This is a genomic window from uncultured Shewanella sp., assembly GCF_947501225.1.
Lineage (GTDB): Bacteria > Pseudomonadota > Gammaproteobacteria > Enterobacterales > Shewanellaceae > Shewanella.
In genome coordinates this window covers 500018-519613 of sequence record NZ_CANMUW010000001.1, presented here as the reverse complement: position 1 = coordinate 519613, position 19596 = coordinate 500018, and the positions used below count along the sequence as shown (strand labels likewise).

Here is a 19596-nt window from a genome sequence, read left to right as displayed (position 1 = left end):
GGTTCAATGCCGGCTGTTACAAGGAGATGTGATCGACCCACGGAGCTGGACCGGCAAAACTGTTGTAAGTTTTAAAGGTGATCTTTTCTTGTATTAATGGCCGGACAACTCAAATCGCTCGTCTAAGTGTCTTCACTCGACGACGTCAAATGTCGCTCTAAAAAAGCGAGCCGCTGCGTCATCAAACAAGCATTCAGTTCATCTTTGACTTACTTTTTTTGTAGAGCAAATTTGGGTAAAAAATGCAGTTATTGATTAGTTTGGCCGGGATATTATTTCTTATACTCTGTGGCTGGGTTTTCTCTGAAAATCGCAGTGCAATTAAATGGCGTACCGTTCTCGGAGCCTTAAGCATTCAGGCCGGTTTTGCCGCCTTAGTGCTCTATGTCCCTATGGGACAACAGGTACTGGGTAGCGTCAGTCAGGGCGTCGCCTCTGTATTGGGCTTTGCCGACGAAGGGATTAAATTTCTGTTCGGCGACCTTGCAAGCACAGGATTCATCTTTGCGGTGCGGGTACTGCCTTTGGTGATATTTATCAGCGCCCTCATCTCTATGTTGTACTACCTTGGCATCATGCAATGGGTGATAAAACTCATCGGCGGGGCGCTACAGAAGTTACTCGGGATCAGCCGCGCCGAATCTCTGGTCGCCACCGGGAACATCTTTCTGAGTCAGGGTGAGTCGCCGCTGCTGGTTAAACCTTTCCTGCCAAAAATGACCCGCTCCGAGCTCTTCGCAGTGATGACGGGAGGAATGGCATCGGTGGCCGGCAGTGTCTTGGGTGGATATGCGGGGCTCGGTGTCGACCTTAAGTTCCTCATCGCGGCCAGTTTCATGGCGGCACCTGGCAGCCTGATGATGGCGAAGTTACTGGTACCCGAAGTCGAGACTGTGGATGAAGATCAGAATATCGATATAAACAGGAGTGAACACAGCAACGCCATCGACGCCTTAGCCTCGGGCGCCATGAATGGTATGCGGGTCGCCGTCGCTATCGGTACCATGCTTATCGCATTTATCAGCGTTATCGCCATGTTTAATGCCGGACTCGGACAACTTGGTCTATGGTTTGATTTCGAAGGTGTCACGCTGCAGAGCCTGCTGGGTTATATCTTCGCGCCGGTAGCCTTTATCATAGGTGTCCCCGCCAACGAGATGATGCAGGCCGGAGGATTTATCGGGCAGAAGCTGATCCTCAATGAGTTCGTCGCCTTTATGGACTTCACCGCCGTGAAAGATCAGCTCACCGCTCATTCACAGATAATCATCACCTTCGCACTATGTGGCTTTGCCAACATAGGTTCGATTGCAATTCAGCTCGGCAGCATAGGGGTGATGGCACCGCAGCGCAGCGGTGATGTTGCAAACCTGGGCTTTAAGGCCGTACTTGCCGCTACTCTCGCGAATCTGATGAGTGCGGTATTAGCCGGAATATTTTTCAGTATTGCATAATACCAATTGATATAACGCTTCAATACTAAGCGTCAAACAGAAAAGGCGAGCCGGATGGCTCGCCTTTTTATTACCTGCCTTTAGGGAGCTAGGAGCTAGCACCTAGAACCTATGAATCCGGGCATAACGTATATTTCTACCCATCAGACCGCCAGGGACGGTGGAAATGTCATAATGATGTATGGAACATCAATGACCTTGGGAAATATTCATAAATGTTCTGACTGCCAAGGATGGCGGAAATGCCAATAAATGAATGGAACATTTATGGCCAGACATAAAAAAGCCCCGACTCTGCGGGGCTTTTCACTCATTCGCCAACGATAAAGGCTTAGACTTCTACGCCTTTGCTCCTAAGAAACTCATCATAGCTTCCCTTGAAGTCATTGATACCGTCTTTGGTGATCTCAATGATGCGATTAGCGATAGAAGATACAAACGCACGGTCATGGCTGACGAAGATTAGCGTGCCTTCATACAACTCCAGTGCATTGTTTAACGATTCAATTGACTCCATATCCATGTGGTTGGTTGGCTCATCCATCACCAGAATATTAGGCTTTTGCATGATAAGCTTACCGAAAAGCATGCGCCCCTTCTCACCACCGGAGAGTACTTTCACCGACTTTTTAATATCATCTGAACTGAACAGCATACGGCCAAGGTAACCACGCACAGATTGGTCATCATCTTCGGGCTTACGCCACTGGCTCATCCACTCAAACAGGTTCATATCATTTTCAAAGTCAGACTCATGATCCTGGGCATAGTAACCAATGGTAGAGTTCTCAGACCATTGAATAGTCCCCTTATCTTGTGGAAGATCATGGATAAGAGTGCGAAGCAGGGTTGTCTTACCGACACCGTTCTCACCCAGAACCGCGATGCGCTCGCCGACCTCGGCGATGATGTTAAGATCTTTAAACAGCGGGCCTTCATCGAATCCTTTTGCCAGCTCTTCGACAACCAAGGCGTTACGGAACAGTTTCTTCTCCTGCTCGAAACGGATAAATGGATTCACACGGCTGGATGCTTTGACTTCGTCAAGCTTGATCTTATCGATAAGCTTTGCACGTGATGTCGCCTGCTTAGCTTTAGATGCGTTAGCCGAGAAACGCGCCACGAAGCCTTGAAGCTCGGCGATCTGCGCCTTCTTCTTCGCATTGTCAGACATCAAACGCTCGCGAGCCTGGGACGCCGCCATCATATACTCATCATAGTTACCGGGGTACACACGCAGCTCACCATAATCGAGGTCTGCCATATGAGTACACACAGAGTTGAGGAAGTATCTGTCGTGAGAGATGATGATCATGGTACTGCTACGCTGATTAAGCATCTCCTGCAACCAACGGATCGTATCGATATCCAGGTTGTTGGTAGGCTCATCGAGCAGCAGCACATCCGGATCTGAGAATAGCGCCTGTGCCAACAGAACACGTAGCTTAAAACCCGGGGCGATTTCGCTCATCAAACCGAAATGTTGTTCGACACCGATGCCGACACCCATTAAGAGTTCACCGGCACGAGACTCGGCGGTATAACCGTCCATCTCGGCAAACTCCATCTCAAGTTCGGCGACCTTGATCCCCTCCTCCTCAGTCATCTCCGGCAGAGAGTAGATACGGTCACGTTCCTTCTTTACTTCCCAAAGTTCGGCATGGCCCATGATAACGGTATCGACGACGCTGAACTCTTCATAGCCAAACTGGTTCTGGCTTAGTTTACCCAGACGTTCATTCACATCTAATGAGACATTACCCGATGTAGGGTCAAGATCGCCCGCCAGGATCTTCATAAAGGTTGACTTACCACAGCCGTTGGCGCCGATCAGACCGTATCGGTTTCCGCCGCCAAATTTGACTGAGATGTTTTCAAACAGTGGCTTAGAGCCAAACTGCATGGTGATATTAGCTGTAGTAATCAAGTTTAAATATTCCGAATTCAGTTATGCGATGCGCGGCAAGCTCACGCTGCCAGCACTTGAGTGAGCAAAATTAAGCGCGAAAGTATAGTTGAGTGAGTCCGATTTATCAAGATTACGTGATGTCAACCGGCACGGCCACTCATGCCTTTGGGGTGAGTAAATAGAACGGCAGTTGAGCAATAAAAAGAGGAGTGATGCTGCACTCCCCTATGATCAAATTTCTTTAGCTGAGCTTCTGACGTCTTAGCCGATTGGCATTGGTAACCACCGTCAGTGAAGACAGTGCCATCGCGCCCCCCGCAATAACCGGGCTAAGCAGCATTCCGGTAAAGGGAAACAGGACACCTGCGGCAATGGGGATGCCTAGGCTGTTATAGATAAAGGCACCGAACAGGTTCTGCTTGATATTTCTCATGCTCGCATCAGCCAGGGAGAAGGTATCGGCCAGGACCGATAACCTGCCGGAAAGAAAAGTGAGATCCGCACTCTCTATCGCTACCTGAGTGCCATCTCCCATGGCGATACCCACATCAGCACTGACCAGAGCCGGGGCATCGTTAATCCCGTCTCCCACCATGGCCACCGTCTCACCAGAGCTTTTTAGGTCGATAATATGTTGCTGCTTCTGCTCGGGTAGCACACCGGCTATCACCTCTTCTATCCCTACCTGACCCGCTACCGCACTCGCAGTTTTAAGGTTATCTCCGCTGAGCAGTATGACCCGCTTGCCTGAATGTTTCAGCGCCGTAATCGCCGCTAAGGCGTCGGGTTTTAGCGGATCTGTTATGGCGATAACCGCCTTCAGCTCCCCCTCCTTAGCGACAAAGACCGGCGTTTTTCCCATTCCGGCAAGGGACAGGACCTTCTCTTCCAACAGCTCCAGCTTGCTCACACGCCGGATTTTCATCAACTCTGCATTGCCTACGGCCCACTCAAAACCATCGACAACACCGACAATGCCCTTGCCTTGATAGTTGGTAAACTGCTCGGGTTCAACGAGTTTCAACTGCCTGGATTTTGCCTCACTCACCATGGCATCGGCCAGCGGATGCTCCGAGTGTTGCTCCAGGCTTGCAACCCCTTTTAACAGAACATCAGTCGAGGCGGGAGCATCCTCATCAGCAGACGCCGACAGGATATCGGTCACCGAGGGTCTGCCTAGGGTGATGGTGCCCGTCTTATCGAGTACGACACAGCTCACCTTACTCGCAGTCTGCAACGCCTCACCATTTTTTATCAGCACCCCCATCTGCGCCGCACGACCCACCGACACCATTATCGACATAGGAGTCGCCAAACCTAAGGCGCAGGGACAGGCGATAATTAACACGCTGGTCAATACTATGAGTGCATGTGACAGCTGAGGGGCGGGACCAGCCAAGAACCAGGTAATCGAAGCAACGAGGGCTATCAGCACCACAACAGGCACAAAATAAGCCGAAATTTTATCGGTCAACCTGCCTATCGGCAGCTTAGATGTTTGTGCCTGTTGTACCAGCTCGATGATCTTCGCCAGACGGGTATCATTAAGGCCTGCTGTTACTCTGAATATTATGCTGCCGTTGCCGTTCACTGTGCCGGCGCTCAAAGTATCTCCCACGGATTTATTCACGGGAACCGGCTCTCCGGTCAACATGGACTCATTGAGCTGTGAATGCCCCGATACCACTTCGCCATCGAGCGCAACTCTGCCACCGGGTTTAAGCCTGAGGTGGTCGCCTATCTTGACCCAGGCTATCTCAACCTCCTCATCACCCGAGTCTGTCACCCTGACGGCCGTGGTTGACTGCAAACCGATAAGCCGCTGTACCGCCTCACCCGTCTTACCCTTAGCCCTGAGCTCCAGCGCGTGACCTAAGTTGATTAAACCCAATATCATCACACTGGCCTCAAAATAGACATGACGGGTCTCAGGAGGAAACCAGATGGGCGACAACACCACTATCATAGAGTAGAGCCAGGCGCTCGTGGTACCGAGCACGATCAGGGTATCCATATTTGCCGTACCCGCCTTAAGGGCACGCCACATCCCCAGATAGAAATGTCCTCCGGTGGTGACCAGAAGCAGCAGGGTTATCATGCCCATCACGCCCCAGATAAGCTGCTGCTCCGGGCTGTTGACCATCATCTCGCCCCCGAACAGGCCCCAAAGCATCATAGGAATCCCCAGCCCCAGGCCAAGTGCCGATTGAATTATACGGGTATGATACTCTCTGTTTTCCGCCTCAACCTTGGCCTCGGACGCAAGCCTGGCATCGAGTATCTGTTCACTGTCATAACCGGCAGCGGCTACCGTCGCCATCGCTGAATCCGCAGTTATATCACCATTGATCAACACCTGCTTCTCTGCCAGATTGACCCGTGCCTCGACCTTCTCTCCTCCGCCTTCCCGGGATAACTGTTCAAACGCTCCCTCAATCTTGGCAACGCAGCTGGCACAATTCATTTTGGGTACATATAAAGTCACGCTCGTCATAAGATGGTTTCTCCCGTCCCTTTTTCACTCGACTGGTATAACGACTAAAACAAGCGTAATGTCTCCCCTAGTGGGAGAGTCAAACGTCTTTTTCAACTAATTTAAAAATAGCCTATCTGAGTGCGGAAGATGAGGAGAGAAAATGAAAATCGGTGAAGTCGCTAAAGAGACGGGATTATCAGTCAAGAGTATTCGCTATTATCACGATATCGGACTCATCTGCGCCACACGCGGTGACAATGGTTATCGTGAATATGGTAAGTCTCAGGTTGAATCCCTGAAGTTCGTCCATCACTGCAGAGAGCTCGGTTTCTCTCTCGATGACTGCCGATCCCTGCTCGTTCTAAAACTCAACCTTGCCAGGGATGCGGGGGATGTAAAAGAGTTAGCTAAGGCACACCTCGAAAGGGTCAGCGAGCGGATAGTTAAGCTTCAGGCGCTCGAATCCCAACTCAAGCACCTGGTGGAGGAGTGCCGTGGAGGTAAACAGCCCGACTGCTCCATCATCAGCAGCTTAAGCTGAGCAGGAACGAGTTGGATTAGCCGTCAGGCTATACCGGCGAAAAGAGTCTATTCACCGGATTTAAGGTTACCGGCATTCTCAAGACGAAGCGGCGCTTGTTCTCCTGCCGGTGTAAAACCGAAAACCTTGCCGTAAAAAGCCAGTTCTACCTCCAGCGCCTTGATCTTGTTATGCTGCTCCTTGAGTTCATGCTCCCCGCCATTAAATGCCAGATAAGAAACCGGCACTCCCTTGGCTTTAAGCGCATTGAATATCTTTTTCGACTGTTTCTGGGCAACATGATCATCATCCCCCCCCTGAATCAACAGCAGAGGTTCATCCAGCTCCTCCAGATGATACAGAGGGGAGCGCTGACGATAGATGTTGCGCGCATCGGTGCTGACTCCGACCAGATGTTCAAGATATTTTGACTCAAACTTATCGGCATCTTTACTCAGTACCTCCATATCACTGATCCCGGCATAACTCACGCCGGCTTTGAAGGTGTCATAAAAAGCCAATGCAGACAGTGCGGTCAGGCCTCCCGCACTGTTGCCGCGCATAGCAAGCTGCAAACCATCGACCCAACCTTTATTCACCAGGTGGCCAGCGGCTCTGACCGCATCTTCGACATCCGCTTTGCCCCAGCGGCCATAGATACTCTGGCGATACTTACGCCCGAAGCCTGAACTGCCGCGATAGTTGAGATCCATCACCGCAAATCCCCGACTGGTCCAAAACTGAATGTCGCGCCTGAAGGCGAGACTCGCCTTAGCCGTGGGGCCACCGTGTAACATCACCAGCAGGGGCGGCCTGGAGTCTTTAGGCGGGATAAAGTCTGGGTTGACCGGCCCATAGTAATAGCCATAAACCTGCTCACCATTGCCCGATTCGAAGCTGATACTTTCGGCTCTTGAGATATAGGCTGGATCGAGCACAGGCAGTTCGGGCGCGTAAACCAGCTGGGTGCCACGCCCATTCACCTTATAGATCCCCTTTTCCGGCGTCACTTTAGCGCCGACAAAGTAGATGCCGTTGTCGCCTTTTACTACCTGAGATATCTCACCGAAATCCACCGCTATCGGCTCAGTCAAGCCGGTATCGAGAAAGATGCGAATTAGCGATGCCTCACCATTATGGCTATAGCTGGCGATGATGGTATTGTCAGACTCGAAAGCATAGTTGTGATTGCCCAACTTCCAATCGGGAACCGCAAACTCCGCCTCCATATCCAGCACATGTTCGAGCTCTCCCTCGACACTGATGCGATAAAGGTTCCACCAGTTATTGAAGTCGGCAATAAAATAGAGCTGACCATCGGGACTATACAGGGGTTGGGTAATCGCTCCCTCATGCTCTGGTATCAGGCGGCGGGCATTATGCAAGCCTCCCTTGGGCTCGAGCTCACCGACCCATAACTGGGTATTATCCCAGGGCATATTGGGGTGGTTCCATGATATCCAGGCCATCTGATTGTTGTCCGGTGAAACTCTGGGAGCCGAATAAAAATCTGCCCCGGAGCTGAGCACCTCCCCCTCACCGGAGAAATTAAGGTTCAGTGCCACCAGGCTGGCCACCGGCACTCCCTGAGCACGATGATCCTCCCTGACACAGATGATACGGGAGCCTTTGGAGTAGGAGACACAATCGGCATGACGGGTACCGTTAGGAGTGAGGGGCACGGGCTCTTGGTTAGGGGCTATTCGGTAGAGAAGCTGATCCTTAGCCCTGGAGACAAAAAGGCTCTGACCGATACCGAGAAAGGGGGAGCCACCGTATTCATGCACCTTAGATCTGACATCAAACTCGGTGGTGACGACCTCGGACACGCTGCCATCGAGATCCAGGCGTTTAATCCCGACTCTGCCACCGGAGGCGGAATCAGACTGCACAAAGTAAACCGCATCGTTGACGCTCTGCAGCTCGCCGAAATTATCTGATAAACCATAAACGTCACTGGCAGAGATCGGCGAGGCCCAGCTGCCATAGGTGTCGATCTGACAACCACTGCGCTTATCGATCTGCGCCGTGGGCTCTTTCTCAGAGCAAGCGACAAGCAAGGTAAGAAGTAACGCCGAAACGAGATAGTTCATATGCACGTTAATTCTCATTAATACCTCCAAAGTTCATCTTGCTTTATCAGTTAGCTACTTCTTTCTGACAAGTTTTTGCTTAAACCATTCGATAACGGCCAGCTGTTTACTCCGCGTCAACCCAAAATAGACGCATACCCAGGGAGAGAGCAACAGATACCAGGGCAACACAGAGGTGTCGCGTCCACTGAAGATGAGAAAAAGGAAGCCAGAGTAGATAACCAGCACCCCGGATATCCCAACAACCAACATGATATTTCGGGTTACTTTTTCCAACCAATCCATCTTGTTACTCAATCTCATCGACACCCTACCCTCTGCAACGTGATCATTATCACCCGGATTTGCGATACAGTTCAAGAGACGGTAAACCAGAGGTATCGGCCTTGGAATGAAGGCTCATTACATTTTCTATGGTGTTGTTGATATTTGCTAGTTTGCTTGAAGGTCGTACCTTCATTACTGTCTACCGCCTGCCCGGCGGGTACTGTATAGGGAAATACAAATGTTGTGATCACATGGTCAGAGATGTTCCCTACATCTCTAGACATTTCCCATATCGATATGAGGCAGATGTGAATGAACGACATTATGTGCAGATACTTAAGTGGCTCAATGAGTGAAGCGCAGCTTCAAGCTAACAAACGAGAAACAGGATGCTGAGCAGGCCTTTAGAAAGGGACATCATTATATGGATAGCCCCATCTGCGCTGGGATACTTTTTCTCTGCGATTAGGTTTTATTGTCAGGCTTAGTGACTCATGACTTCTCCCAAACTGGTTAATGAAAGTTTTTGGCACCCTATGAGCATTTAACGAACCATTCTCAGTAGATCAAGCTTTGTTGATACTACCAACAAAGCTTGACACCGCTCTTAGCAGAGGAATCAATTTCACGATGCAAGTAGAGAGGAAGAGTTTAAAATGCCGATACTTCTTTGAGTGCGCAAAACGCCTGACAATAATTGTATATTGAGTATTTACTATGTACCACTAAAGCTAATGTGTATAAACGAGTTAGTCACCTGCCAATGCTCAATCGAAGAGCTAGATAACCAGGTCTAGGTGCAGCCATGAGTGGCTTTACCGGAATACCCATATCTGAAACCAACGGCTCAGTAGAGATCGCCATACCGGCAGGCCACAAAACAAAATAGCAATGATACTCATTCTCTGGATAAACAGGGGGGATAAACTATATTTATTACGTCGTAATCAATATAGAGGGAGGGAGTTATCATGATAGTCGCACGTTGGTCTATAGATGCTAAATTTGGACACAAACCCGCTGTTATTGACTCTCTATCAAAATGGCAAAACAGTTTTGGCGCTCAAATCGGCTGGGAGGGAAAGTGTAGAATTCTGACGGGTTCTGTTGGTGCTTTAGAGTCGACCGTCGTTTCTGAAATTACGCTCGATAACCTGGCTGAATTGAACGACTCCTGGGACAAGCTCGCCGGGTTAGACGGACATAAACAGTGGAGTATCGAACTCGAGCCTCACATAGTGTCAGGCACCATGAAGTGGGAAGTTTACCGTATTGTTGAGTAGCACGAATCAAAGAAACAGTCGCTGGAGGCTGTTTCTTTTTCTTTTTCACTTTCGCATTTGACCACTAGATACAACTTCAAGTCTCAGTTCCGAACAACTAACTATCTTATCAAGCAATAAAAAAACGAGCCGAAGCTCGTTTTTTAGCGAAGATATAGAAGGTATCGTTTAGATACGTATTCCGCCATCGATTTCAAACACACGACCATTCACATAGTCATTTTCGATGATGAACTTCACCGTCGAAGAGATCTCAGATGGCTGACCCAGACGCCCGACCGGAACCATCTTCTCCAGACGCTCCAGCGCCTCTGGCTTCATCGCAGCTGTCATCTCAGTTTCAATCACACCCGGTGCGACGGCTGCGCTACGGATATTGTAGCGGGCCAACTCTTTTGCCCAACCCACTGACATGGCCGCAACGCCGGCTTTTGACGCCGAATAGTTTGTCTGACCGACATTACCCGCCTTGGCCAGGCTGGAGATGTTGATGATCACCCCCTCCTGCTCAGACTCAATCATAGCGGCCGCCGCTTCACGGCCACACAGGAATGAGCCCGTGAGGTTAACGTTGATCACAGCCTGGAACTGCTCGAACGACATACGGTCGGTGACCTTGCCCTCTTTGGCTTTGACTAACATGCCGTCGAACAGGATACCCGCGTTGTTGATCAACACATTGATCTTGCCGAAATCTTCCATGATGAATCCGAAGCCGGCCATCACATCTTCTTCATCTGTGATATCGAAAGCGTAACCCTGAACTTCGGCTCTGTCGCCGATGTCGGCACAGGCACGCTCAAGTTTCTCCTGATCAACGTCGATAAGTGCCAACTTAGCACCCGATTCGGCTAAATCCAGCGCCATAGCCAGACCCAATCCACCGGCGCCACCTGTGATGACCACAACCTTATCTTTTAAATCCATCGAGTTACCCTTTGTTTTTAATCTGTTTTAAATTAGTAAACTGTTCAAAAATACTGGAAAAATCACGCTCTCCATTCCCCTGACGAGCATGGTTAACGTATAAACTGCGCGCTAAGGCTCCCATCGGCGTGCTTGAATTAGACAGAAGTGCCGCCTCTTGAGATAACCCCAGATCTTTAACCATCAGGTCCACCATGAAGCCACCCTGGTAATCATTCGATGAGGGCACAGATTCCATCACGTCCGGACAAGGATTATATTTATCCAGCGTCCAATTACCACCACTACTTACCTTCATTATCTCAGATAATACCTTGGGGTCCAGACCATGATCGATTCCCATCTGCAAAGACTCACTGGTTCCGACCATCAGGACTGATAACAACATGTTATTACATATCTTGGCAACCTGACCCGCACCCGCGCCCCCGGCATGAAATATGTTAGCCCCCATCTTGCTCAGCACACCCTTAGCCTGCTCGAAGCCATTATAACTGCCGCCACAGATGAAGGTGAGTGTCCCCGCTGCCGCGCCGGCCGTTCCTCCCGACACCGGAGCATCGACAAACTCAAGTTGTTTATCTGCGGCAAATTTTGCCACCAGCCGCGCACTCTGCGCATCTATGGTAGAGCAGTCTATCAGCAAGGTACCCTTTGCAACCACATCAAGGAGCCCCTTGCCTTCACCACCGCCCTCCTCACCAAGATAGAGCCCACGCACATGTTTACCGGCCGGAAGCATGGTGATAACGACATCCGCGCCCGCCGCCGCGCCACAGGCGCTGCTGGCGGCCAGTGCACCAAGGTCCGTAAGCGACTTAATCGCTTCGGGTACCAGATCAAATACCCGCACCGTTAAGCCAGCCTTAACCAAATTGGCCGCCATTGGCGCTCCCATATGCCCTAACCCGATAAATGCGACACTTGTCATCTCATGCTCCTTAGCCTTCAATTTGAAGATAAACTCAATTCATTATTCGTCGTTCAGGCGCTTTCTGTTCTCAGCGCTCACATCAATGGGACATCCCTTTTAACATCTCCCTCAACGACTCCATCCGGGTGACTTTACCCCATGCTCTTCAGTGGGTGCTCACTATCGCTCCATGGCGCTGAGAGCAGCGCTTCGATCAACGCCTGTGGCACTGCTGACACCGTTTGATAACGCCACTTGGGCTGCCGGTCTTTATCGATAAGCAGGGCTCTGACACCCTCGCTGAAATCGCCGATAGCACAGCAGTTCACGCTACATCCCAGCTCAAACTTAAACACCTCGGCAAGCGTGAGCGAGGTGCCAAGCTGAGCTTGCCGGTAGATGAGGTGCCAACTGAGAGGACTCCCCGAGAGCAAGGCCTTGATCGGTCGCTCGAGCCAGGAGCCGTTACTGTCAAAACCGGAAACACGGTCGATGATCTCGACCAGAGAACCTGCCACCAACTCATCGATCTGAGCTTGATTCGCCTCTAACAAACTCTGTGGCAGCGGCACTTTTACCTCCTGCTCCATCGCATTGAGCTGCTCGGTTAACAGGCTATGATTTAACTCCTGCTCATCACTCCAGCCCAAGGTGGCCAAGTGATCCAGCAGTGCCTCCTTACTGCCACTATTGAGATAGTGGTTGCCCACCCCGACATACTTCGCATCGCCGGCATTCATATTGTAGGCGGTTAAACCGAGAAACAGCCCGGTTTTCCCCGGCATTCGATTAAGAAAGTAGCTGCCCCCCACATCGGGATAGAGGCCGATGGTGACTTCAGGCATGGCGATACGTGAGCGCTCGGTCAATACCCTGTGACTGGCACCGGCCATCAACCCCAGGCCACCGCCCATGACGATTCCGTCGCCCCATACCATGACCGGTTTACCTAAGGTATGCAGCAGATAGTCCAGACGATACTCTCGCTCAAAGAAGGTCTCGGCCTGCTCGGTCACCTCACCGGGCGACGCTACAGAGGCGTGATAGATAGCCCTGACATCGCCGCCGGCGCAGAAGGCTTTCTCACCCGCGCCGTCGAGCATCACCATGACGATGTTTTCATCGCTCTGCCACTTCAGCAGCTGCTGCGTCATAGCGTTAACCATACTGAGGTTAAGTGAGTTCAGCGCCTTCTCGACATTCAGGGTCACGACACCTATCTGTTTACCCGATGCGGTTCCCAAGGTCTGAAACACAACGCTGTTATCACTCGGCGTGGCCATTTCGGTATCTGCATTTTTATCAATTGTCATCAGCAATTTTTCCAGTTGGCCTTGCGCTTATCCAGGAAGGCATTGACCCCTTCCGCCTGATCTTCGGTATCGAATAAGCCGACAAACAGCTCCCGCTCCAGCGGTAATGACATGGCACGAGGCATAGTCCGGCCAGCCTGAATAAGCTGCTTACACACGGTAACACTGCTTGGACTCTGATTTGCCACCTTCGCCGCCAGCGCAATCGCCGCATCGAGAGACTCGCCGGTCTCGACCACCTCTTCAACCAGACCCAGAGACAGTGCTTTATCTGCCTTGAGTCGCTCGCCGCACAGGATCATCCGCTTCGCCCAGCCTTCGCCAACCAATGCGGTTAAGTTTTGCGTACCGCCGGCACACGGCAGTAAGCCTACCGACGCTTCGGGCAGCGCCATCACGGCCTGAGACTCTGCAATACGGATATCACAGGCCAGTGCCACCTCCAAACCGCCACCCATTGCATAACCATTGATAGCCGCAACCGAGACCCCGCGAAATTGGCTCAGGGCCTCGAACGCTTCACCGAAGTGTTTAGCCATCGAAGCCGCAGTCCCCTTATCACCATCGGCAAAGAGCTTAAGATCCGCGCCGGCAGAGAAAAACTTATCTCCTTCCCCCGTGATCACTAAGGCGTAGATATCCCTGTTTTCATTGAGCTCAACCACCTTATGCTTAAGGGCCTGCAGGCTATCGGCGGTCCAGGTGTTAGCCGGCGGATTACTCATGGTCAAAATGGCGGTATGACCTTCTATACGTTCAATTATTCCTGTCATCAATCGATTCCTTGTAAACTGGTCGAGTCATTTCCAACCTTGAAAGTCAGAGGATCTGTCCTGCATCCTCATTCAGCAGACGTCGGGCTATGATCAAACGCATGATCTCGTTGGTGCCCTCCAGTATCTGATGCACCCGCACATCACGCATATGTCGCTCCAGCGGGTATTCACGGATATAACCATAGCCGCCATGAAGCTGAAGCGCCGCATCACACACCTGAAAACCGATGTCGGTGGCAAAACGTTTTGCCATGGCGCAGTATGCGGTCGCCTCGGAATCCTGATCATCGAGTTTAAACGCTGCCAGACGCACCAGTTGCCTTGCCGCTACTAACTCTGTTGCCATATCGGCTAACTTAAATTGAAGTGCCTGAAATGCTGCTATAGGTTTACCGAACTGCTTTCGCTCGTTCATATATTGGGTTGCACGTTCCAGTGCGGCCTGAGCCGTACCGATGGAGCAGGTCGCGATATTGATGCGTCCACCATCAAGCCCCTTCATGGCAAAGGTAAAGCCTTGACCCTCTTCACCCAGCAGGTTTGAAACCGGGACGCGCACATCACTGAAGGTGATCTCGCGGGTTGGCTGAGCATTCCAGCCCATCTTATCTTCAGCCTTGCCGTAGCTTATTCCCGCCGCATCCGCCGGCACCGCAATAGCCGAGATCCCTTTCGGTCCCTCCTCACCGGTTCTGCACATGACGACCAACAGCTCTGTGGCCCCCGCACCCGAGATAAACATCTTAGCGCCGGAGATCACATACTCATCCCCCTCTCTAACCGCCTTGGTCTTGAGTGATGCCGCATCACTTCCGGCACCCGCCTCGGTTAAACAGTAGGAAGCGAGCTTCTGACCCGTGGTGAGGGACTCAGACCACTCATCTCTTAATGATTGTGAGCCAAAACTTGTGACCATCCAGGTCGCCATATTATGAATGGTCAGCATGGCTGTAGTTGCGGTGCAGCCCATGGACAGCTGCTCGAAGATGATAGAGGCGTCGAGTCTGGACAGGCCCATGCCTCCCTCACTTTCCGGTGAGTATAGTGAACAAAACCCCAGCTCACCGGCGCTCTGAATCACCTCTTTAGGAAAGTGATGCTCCTCATCCCATTTAGCGGCAAAAGGGGCTAACTGCTCATCAGAAAACTGCCGGGCAAGATCGGCAAATTGACGTTGGTCTTCACTGAGATTGAAATCCATCTGTAGGTCTCCTTCGGCACACTCTTTATTAAAGTAGTTTTTGAACAGAGAGTAGAGCTTAGTGACTAAGTGCTCCCCTCTTTATATTGTGCCTTGCATTAATAATGTGATTATTCTTGATTAAAACGGGTCCTAAATCCGCTGCCGGCGGAAAAAACACTGACAGCGGATGACGAGCTAAACAGGCCTCAACAAGCGCTTATTTTAGCGCTATGGTCATGTTTGGTGCGGCATGCTCGGCTTCTGAGATCTGAGATTCGAACCAGCGGGAGGTGATGGTCTTGGTCTCGGTGTAGAAGCGAACCGCCTGCTTACCGTAAGCATGTTGGTCGCCATAGAAGCTGCCCTTCCAGCCGGTAAATGAGAAGAAAGGCAGAGGCACAGGAATGGGGACATTTATCCCTACCTGACCCACCTCGATCTCATGTTGATACTTGCGCGCCGCGGCGCCACTGGCGGTAAAGATGGAGGTGCCGTTGCCATAGGGACTGTCGTTAACGATATCGATGGCTTCCTCCAGAGAATCGGTCTCCATGCAGCACAGCACTGGCCCGAAGATCTCCTCTTTATAGATGCTCATCTCGGTTGACACCTTAGTGAACATGGTCGGACCGACCCAGTTACCACTCTCATGACCGGGCACGGTAAACGCCGAGCCATCGAGCAGACACTCGGCGCCCTCACTTTTCCCCTGCTCAATAAGGGATAGCACACGAGCCTTGGCAGCGGGGCTGATCACCGGGCCATAACCCGCGTCTTTATCATCCCAAAGGCCGGGTTTAACCTTAGCCAGCGCTTCTTTCAACTCAGGGATCCACTCTTTAGCGGCACCGACAAATACAGCTACCGACAACGCCATGCAGCGTTGACCCGCGGCGCCGACGGAGGCTCCAACCAGGTTATTGATCACCTGCTGCTTGTTGGCATCGGGCATGATAACGCAGTGGTTTTTAGCACCGGCGAAAGCCTGAACACGCTTTAAGTTATCGGTTCCCGTCTTATAGATATATTGGCCGACACCGACCGAGCCCACAAATGAGATGGCTTTAATATCTTTATGCTTGAGCAAGGTATCCACGGCAACCTTATCGCCATGAACCAGTTGCAGCACACCTTTTGGTGCCCCCGCCTCTTCGAACAGCTCGACAAGGCGTTGAGGTGTCATGGGATCTTGTTCCGATGGCTTAAGCACGAAGGTGTTACCACATGCGATAGCGAGGGGGAACATCCATAGCGGGATCATGGCCGGAAAGTTAAAGGGAGTGATACCGGCGCAAACGCCAAGTGGCTGGGTATAACTGTAAGTATCTATGCTGCGGGCAACATTTTCGACGGTCTCCCCCATCAAGAGGGTCGCGATATTACAGGCGTGCTCAGCCACTTCGATACCGCGCCAGACATCACCCTTGGCATCTTCAAATGTCTTGCCCGTCTCCTGAGCTAATATAGTCGCAATCTCATCATGGTGGGTCTTAAGCAGATGTTGGTAGTTAAACATCACACGCGCACGTTCAGATACCGGCACCTCTTTCCAGCTTTTAAATGCCACCTTGGCACTGGCGACAGCATTTTCAACCTCCTCTACGGTGGCACTGTTTATCACCGCTATCTGTTCGTTGTTTGCAGGGTTCGTTACCGAAATCTGCTGATCTCCCTGACCGGCAACAAATTGGCCGTCGATATAATGCTTAACTTGAGTTGTCATATTGCTTCCCATTAAGATCGTTTCGAACCGGTTCCTGCGGCATTTTTATTGTATTTACACACAAAAACCGGTCATATTGTCTTGTTGATTGCTATGTAAGTGACGACTTATTAACTCACATCTCTTATTTACTTGTGATTGATAATTACCCGCCTGTCTGCCGGTAAACTCACGCTAAAATTGATAAGGTTAAACTTCGATGGCCATCGCCGTCGCCTCACCGCCGCCGATACACAATGAGGCGACACCACGCTTAAGACCACGGGCCTTAAGGGCGTGGATCAGCGTCACCAACAGGCGCGCGCCGGAGCAACCGATTGGATGGCCCAGCGCACATGCGCCACCATTAACATTCACCTTAGACTCATCAAGGGACAGCTCAGAGATGGCCAGCATTGTCACCATGGCGAAGGCTTCGTTGATCTCAAACAGATCGACATCCTCCTTGTTCCAGCTCACCTTATCGAGCAGCTTATTCATCGCACCGACCGGGGCGGTAGTAAACATAGACGGTTCTTGAGCATGAGTGGCGTGCCCCTTGATGGTGGCAAGTACGGGCAAGCCAAGCGAGTTGGCCTGCTCAGCCGTCATCAGCATCAAGACAGCTGCGCCATCGGAAATTGAGCTTGAGTTCGCCGCCGTGATGGTGCCATCTTTGGCAAAGGCCGGACGTAGACCCGGGATCTTATCCGGACGCGCATTGCCGGGTTGCTCATCCGTATCGACTAAGGTGTCGCCGCGACGGCTACTAACCGTAACCGGGGCTATCTCCTCTTTGAAGGCACCGCGCTCGATCGCGGCATTGGCTTTTTCCAGAGAGTTAAGCGCAAATCTGTCCATCTGCTCCCGGGTCAGGTTAAAGTCATCGGCGGTCCCTTGAGCAAATGTGCCCATTGCCCCCCCCGTATAGGCATCTTCGAGTCCATCGAGGAACATGTGATCCATCACCTTACCGTGGCCCATGCGCATTCCGCCACGAGCTTTATCCAGCAGGTAGGGCGCCTGACTCATACTCTCCATGCCACCGGCAACAATGACGGAGGCGCTGCCGGCCTTAATCAGATCATGGGCTAACATGACTGTTTTCATGCCCGAACCACACACTTTATTCACCGTTGTCGCACCGACAGACAGTGGAAGCCCGGCGCCTAAGGTTGCCTGTCTGGCTGGTGCCTGTCCTAATCCCGCCGGCAGGACACAGCCCATCAGCACTTCATCAACCTGCTCTCCCGCTAATCCGGTCTGAGCCATTATTGCCTTGATTGCTGTGGCGGCCAATTTAGGTGAAGCCACACTCGACAAACTCCCTTGAAATCCGCCCATAGGGGTACGTTTAGCGGCAACGATTACGATATCTGGGTTTGACTGCTCTGTACTCATATCTACTCCGGTAATGGCTTAGCCCTGTCGGTGAACGACCAGTTAGCACCAACATCTAAAAACAACTAGTAAGTGTGATCATGCTCAATTAATATCACTGTGACGTTTACGCGAACGTAAAGCAAGTATTAGCTGGTCAAACTTCTACCAAAGTATGAGGTCAAATGTCACTCAAGATTTACAGCTTGGATATTTAGTCGTATTGAAAAATGGCAAGGGAGCCTAACGAGGGGAAGTGTCAGGAAAAACAGGGAGGAGAATATAGAGTTTTAAGTTTTAAGTTTTAAGTTTTAAGAGTCGAGCTTATAGCTTATAGCTTATAGCTTATAGCTTATAGCTTATAGCTTATAGCTTATAGCTTATAGCTTATAGCTCGAACCTAGTGTCCAGAAACCCAATCACCCTTCACTTTCCCATGGAGTGATAGCGCTCATATCATCCAGGTTATAGGGGGTTAACTGGTAGACATAGTAGTTAAGCCAGTTGCTTATCAACAGGCTGCCATGGCCATACCAGCGAGCGACGGGTTCCTGACCCGGATCATTATTTCTGAAGTAGTTTAGCGGGATCTCCGGCTGTAGCCCCTCCCCCAGGTCGCGGAAGTACTCATCCTTAAGTGTCGTTCGCTGATACTCGGGGTGCCCCATCACAAACAGGTTACGATTATTGGTACTGAGCACCATATAGGCCCCCGCTTCATCGGACTCGGCCAGCACCTGCAGTGCCGGATGTGCCTTCAGCAGTTGAATATCCATCTCGGCAAAACGCGAATGAGGGGCCAGGAACTCATCGTCGAACCCACGTAACAGGGGGAAGTGTCGATGGGCACGTCTATGTTGAAATACACCAGAGCGCTTCACCTGGAGTAGATTTCTGTTTAATCCATACAGATGATAGAGGGCCGCATGTGCCGCCCAGCAGAGGAATAGTACCGAGGTAACATGCAATTGTGACCAGTCGATAATCTCACGGATATGATCCCAGTAGGTCACATCTTCAAATTCGATCTGGCCCAGAGGGGCACCTGTGATGATCAAACCATCATAATTTTTATGGCGTACGGCTTCAAAATCACGATAGAAGTTGTTCATGTGATCGATAGAGGTATGCCTGGAAGCTTTATCATGAATTCTGAGCAGATCCACATCGACCTGCAGAGGGGTATTACCAAGCAGACGCAGCAGCTGTGTCTCGGTCTCAATCTTATTGGGCATCAAATTGAGAATAAGCACCTTCATCGGACGAATATCTTGATTTGCTGCCCGGGTCTCGGACATAACGAAGATATTCTCAGACTCTAAGATCCCTGCCGCTGGCAGATTATCGGGGATTTTAACCGGCATACCGCGCCTCTTTCATTCTCTATATCGTTAAAGTTA

The 19596-nt window shown here is 51.0% G+C and carries 15 protein-coding genes; 3 read left to right on the top strand and 12 right to left on the bottom strand.

The window, feature by feature from the left end:
- The first annotated feature begins 242 nt into the window (after positions 1-242).
- The gene (locus Q1B47_RS02135) at positions 243-1454 is read left to right on the top strand and encodes a NupC/NupG family nucleoside CNT transporter (RefSeq protein WP_299787890.1); all 1212 of its coding nucleotides are present in this window, start codon (positions 243-245) and stop codon (positions 1452-1454) included.
- Positions 1455-1785: 331 nt separating this feature from the next.
- On the opposite strand, the gene Q1B47_RS02130 is transcribed toward Q1B47_RS02135, so the two are convergent.
- The gene (locus tag Q1B47_RS02130) at positions 1786-3381 is read right to left on the bottom strand and encodes an ABC-F family ATPase (RefSeq protein WP_299787888.1); all 1596 of its coding nucleotides are present in this window, start codon (positions 3379-3381) and stop codon (positions 1786-1788) included.
- 223 nt (positions 3382-3604) lie between these two features.
- The gene (locus Q1B47_RS02125) at positions 3605-5857 is read right to left on the bottom strand and encodes a heavy metal translocating P-type ATPase (protein ID WP_299787886.1); all 2253 of its coding nucleotides are present in this window, start codon (positions 5855-5857) and stop codon (positions 3605-3607) included.
- A 142-nt stretch (positions 5858-5999) separates the two neighbouring features.
- Here Q1B47_RS02125 and Q1B47_RS02120 point away from each other — a divergent pair, with 142 nt between their 5' ends.
- Positions 6000-6380: a MerR family DNA-binding protein gene (locus Q1B47_RS02120; RefSeq protein ID WP_299787884.1), complete on the top strand. Its 381-nt coding sequence runs from the start codon at positions 6000-6002 to the stop codon at positions 6378-6380.
- Positions 6381-6427: 47 nt separating this feature from the next.
- On the opposite strand, the gene Q1B47_RS02115 is transcribed toward Q1B47_RS02120, so the two are convergent.
- Positions 6428-8470 (bottom strand): prolyl oligopeptidase family serine peptidase, encoded by a 2043-nt coding sequence (locus tag Q1B47_RS02115; RefSeq protein ID WP_299787882.1) that lies wholly within the window; start codon positions 8468-8470, stop codon positions 6428-6430.
- Between the two features lie 36 nt (positions 8471-8506).
- On the bottom strand, positions 8507-8755 hold the full coding sequence (locus Q1B47_RS02110) for a hypothetical protein (RefSeq protein WP_299787880.1): 249 nt from the start codon (positions 8753-8755) through the stop codon (positions 8507-8509).
- Between the two features lie 935 nt (positions 8756-9690).
- On the opposite strand from Q1B47_RS02110, the gene Q1B47_RS02105 reads away from it, so the two are divergent.
- A complete protein-coding gene (locus Q1B47_RS02105) occupies positions 9691-10002 on the top strand; it encodes a hypothetical protein (protein ID WP_299787878.1) in 312 nt (103 codons plus the stop codon).
- A 168-nt stretch (positions 10003-10170) separates the two neighbouring features.
- On the opposite strand, the gene Q1B47_RS02100 is transcribed toward Q1B47_RS02105, so the two are convergent.
- The 8 genes from Q1B47_RS02100 to metA all read right to left on the bottom strand — a co-directional run bounded on the left by Q1B47_RS02100 (position 10171) and on the right by metA (position 19560).
- On the bottom strand, positions 10171-10929 hold the full coding sequence (locus Q1B47_RS02100) for an SDR family oxidoreductase (RefSeq protein WP_299787876.1): 759 nt from the start codon (positions 10927-10929) through the stop codon (positions 10171-10173).
- 4 nt (positions 10930-10933) lie between these two features.
- Positions 10934-11860 carry a 3-hydroxyisobutyrate dehydrogenase gene (gene mmsB, locus Q1B47_RS02095; RefSeq protein WP_299787874.1) on the bottom strand — a complete coding sequence of 309 codons (927 nt, stop codon included), beginning with the start codon at positions 11858-11860 and terminating at the stop codon, positions 10934-10936.
- Positions 11861-11994: 134 nt separating this feature from the next.
- The gene (locus Q1B47_RS02090; protein WP_299787871.1) at positions 11995-13155 is read right to left on the bottom strand and encodes an enoyl-CoA hydratase/isomerase family protein; all 1161 of its coding nucleotides are present in this window, start codon (positions 13153-13155) and stop codon (positions 11995-11997) included.
- On the bottom strand, positions 13155-13928 hold the full coding sequence (locus Q1B47_RS02085) for an enoyl-CoA hydratase (protein WP_299787868.1): 774 nt from the start codon (positions 13926-13928) through the stop codon (positions 13155-13157). Before Q1B47_RS02085 ends, Q1B47_RS02090 begins: the two co-directional genes overlap by 1 nt.
- A gap of 46 nt (positions 13929-13974) precedes the next feature.
- Positions 13975-15132 (bottom strand): acyl-CoA dehydrogenase family protein, encoded by a 1158-nt coding sequence (locus tag Q1B47_RS02080; protein ID WP_299787865.1) that lies wholly within the window; start codon positions 15130-15132, stop codon positions 13975-13977.
- 199 nt (positions 15133-15331) lie between these two features.
- Positions 15332-16837 carry a CoA-acylating methylmalonate-semialdehyde dehydrogenase gene (locus Q1B47_RS02075; protein WP_299787862.1) on the bottom strand — a complete coding sequence of 502 codons (1506 nt, stop codon included), beginning with the start codon at positions 16835-16837 and terminating at the stop codon, positions 15332-15334.
- A 189-nt stretch (positions 16838-17026) separates the two neighbouring features.
- Positions 17027-18217 (bottom strand): acetyl-CoA C-acyltransferase, encoded by a 1191-nt coding sequence (locus Q1B47_RS02070; protein WP_299787859.1) that lies wholly within the window; start codon positions 18215-18217, stop codon positions 17027-17029.
- A 398-nt stretch (positions 18218-18615) separates the two neighbouring features.
- The gene (gene metA / locus Q1B47_RS02065) at positions 18616-19560 is read right to left on the bottom strand and encodes a homoserine O-succinyltransferase (protein ID WP_299787856.1); all 945 of its coding nucleotides are present in this window, start codon (positions 19558-19560) and stop codon (positions 18616-18618) included.
- Between the last annotated feature and the right edge of the window lie 36 nt (positions 19561-19596).

What these genes read in the sequence shown, in the direction of transcription:
- mmsB (WP_299787874.1), bottom strand. Translation starts at nt 11,860, where the DNA reads ATGACAAGTGTCGCATTTATCGGGTTAGGGCATATGGGAGCGCCAATG.
- Q1B47_RS02115 (WP_299787882.1), bottom strand. Translation starts at nt 8,470, where the DNA reads ATGAGAATTAACGTGCATATGAACTATCTCGTTTCGGCGTTACTTCTT.
- Q1B47_RS02080 (WP_299787865.1), bottom strand. Translation starts at nt 15,132, where the DNA reads ATGGATTTCAATCTCAGTGAAGACCAACGTCAATTTGCCGATCTTGCC.
- Q1B47_RS02070 (WP_299787859.1), bottom strand. Translation starts at nt 18,217, where the DNA reads ATGAGTACAGAGCAGTCAAACCCAGATATCGTAATCGTTGCCGCTAAA.
- Q1B47_RS02100 (WP_299787876.1), bottom strand. Translation starts at nt 10,929, where the DNA reads ATGGATTTAAAAGATAAGGTTGTGGTCATCACAGGTGGCGCCGGTGGA.
- Q1B47_RS02110 (WP_299787880.1), bottom strand. Translation starts at nt 8,755, where the DNA reads ATGAGATTGAGTAACAAGATGGATTGGTTGGAAAAAGTAACCCGAAAT.
- Q1B47_RS02090 (WP_299787871.1), bottom strand. Translation starts at nt 13,155, where the DNA reads ATGACAATTGATAAAAATGCAGATACCGAAATGGCCACGCCGAGTGAT.
- Q1B47_RS02135 (WP_299787890.1), top strand. Translation starts at nt 243, where the DNA reads ATGCAGTTATTGATTAGTTTGGCCGGGATATTATTTCTTATACTCTGT.
- Q1B47_RS02105 (WP_299787878.1), top strand. Translation starts at nt 9,691, where the DNA reads ATGATAGTCGCACGTTGGTCTATAGATGCTAAATTTGGACACAAACCC.
- Q1B47_RS02120 (WP_299787884.1), top strand. Translation starts at nt 6,000, where the DNA reads ATGAAAATCGGTGAAGTCGCTAAAGAGACGGGATTATCAGTCAAGAGT.
- Q1B47_RS02075 (WP_299787862.1), bottom strand. Translation starts at nt 16,837, where the DNA reads ATGACAACTCAAGTTAAGCATTATATCGACGGCCAATTTGTTGCCGGT.
- Q1B47_RS02125 (WP_299787886.1), bottom strand. Translation starts at nt 5,857, where the DNA reads ATGACGAGCGTGACTTTATATGTACCCAAAATGAATTGTGCCAGCTGC.
- Q1B47_RS02085 (WP_299787868.1), bottom strand. Translation starts at nt 13,928, where the DNA reads ATGACAGGAATAATTGAACGTATAGAAGGTCATACCGCCATTTTGACC.
- metA (WP_299787856.1), bottom strand. Translation starts at nt 19,560, where the DNA reads ATGCCGGTTAAAATCCCCGATAATCTGCCAGCGGCAGGGATCTTAGAG.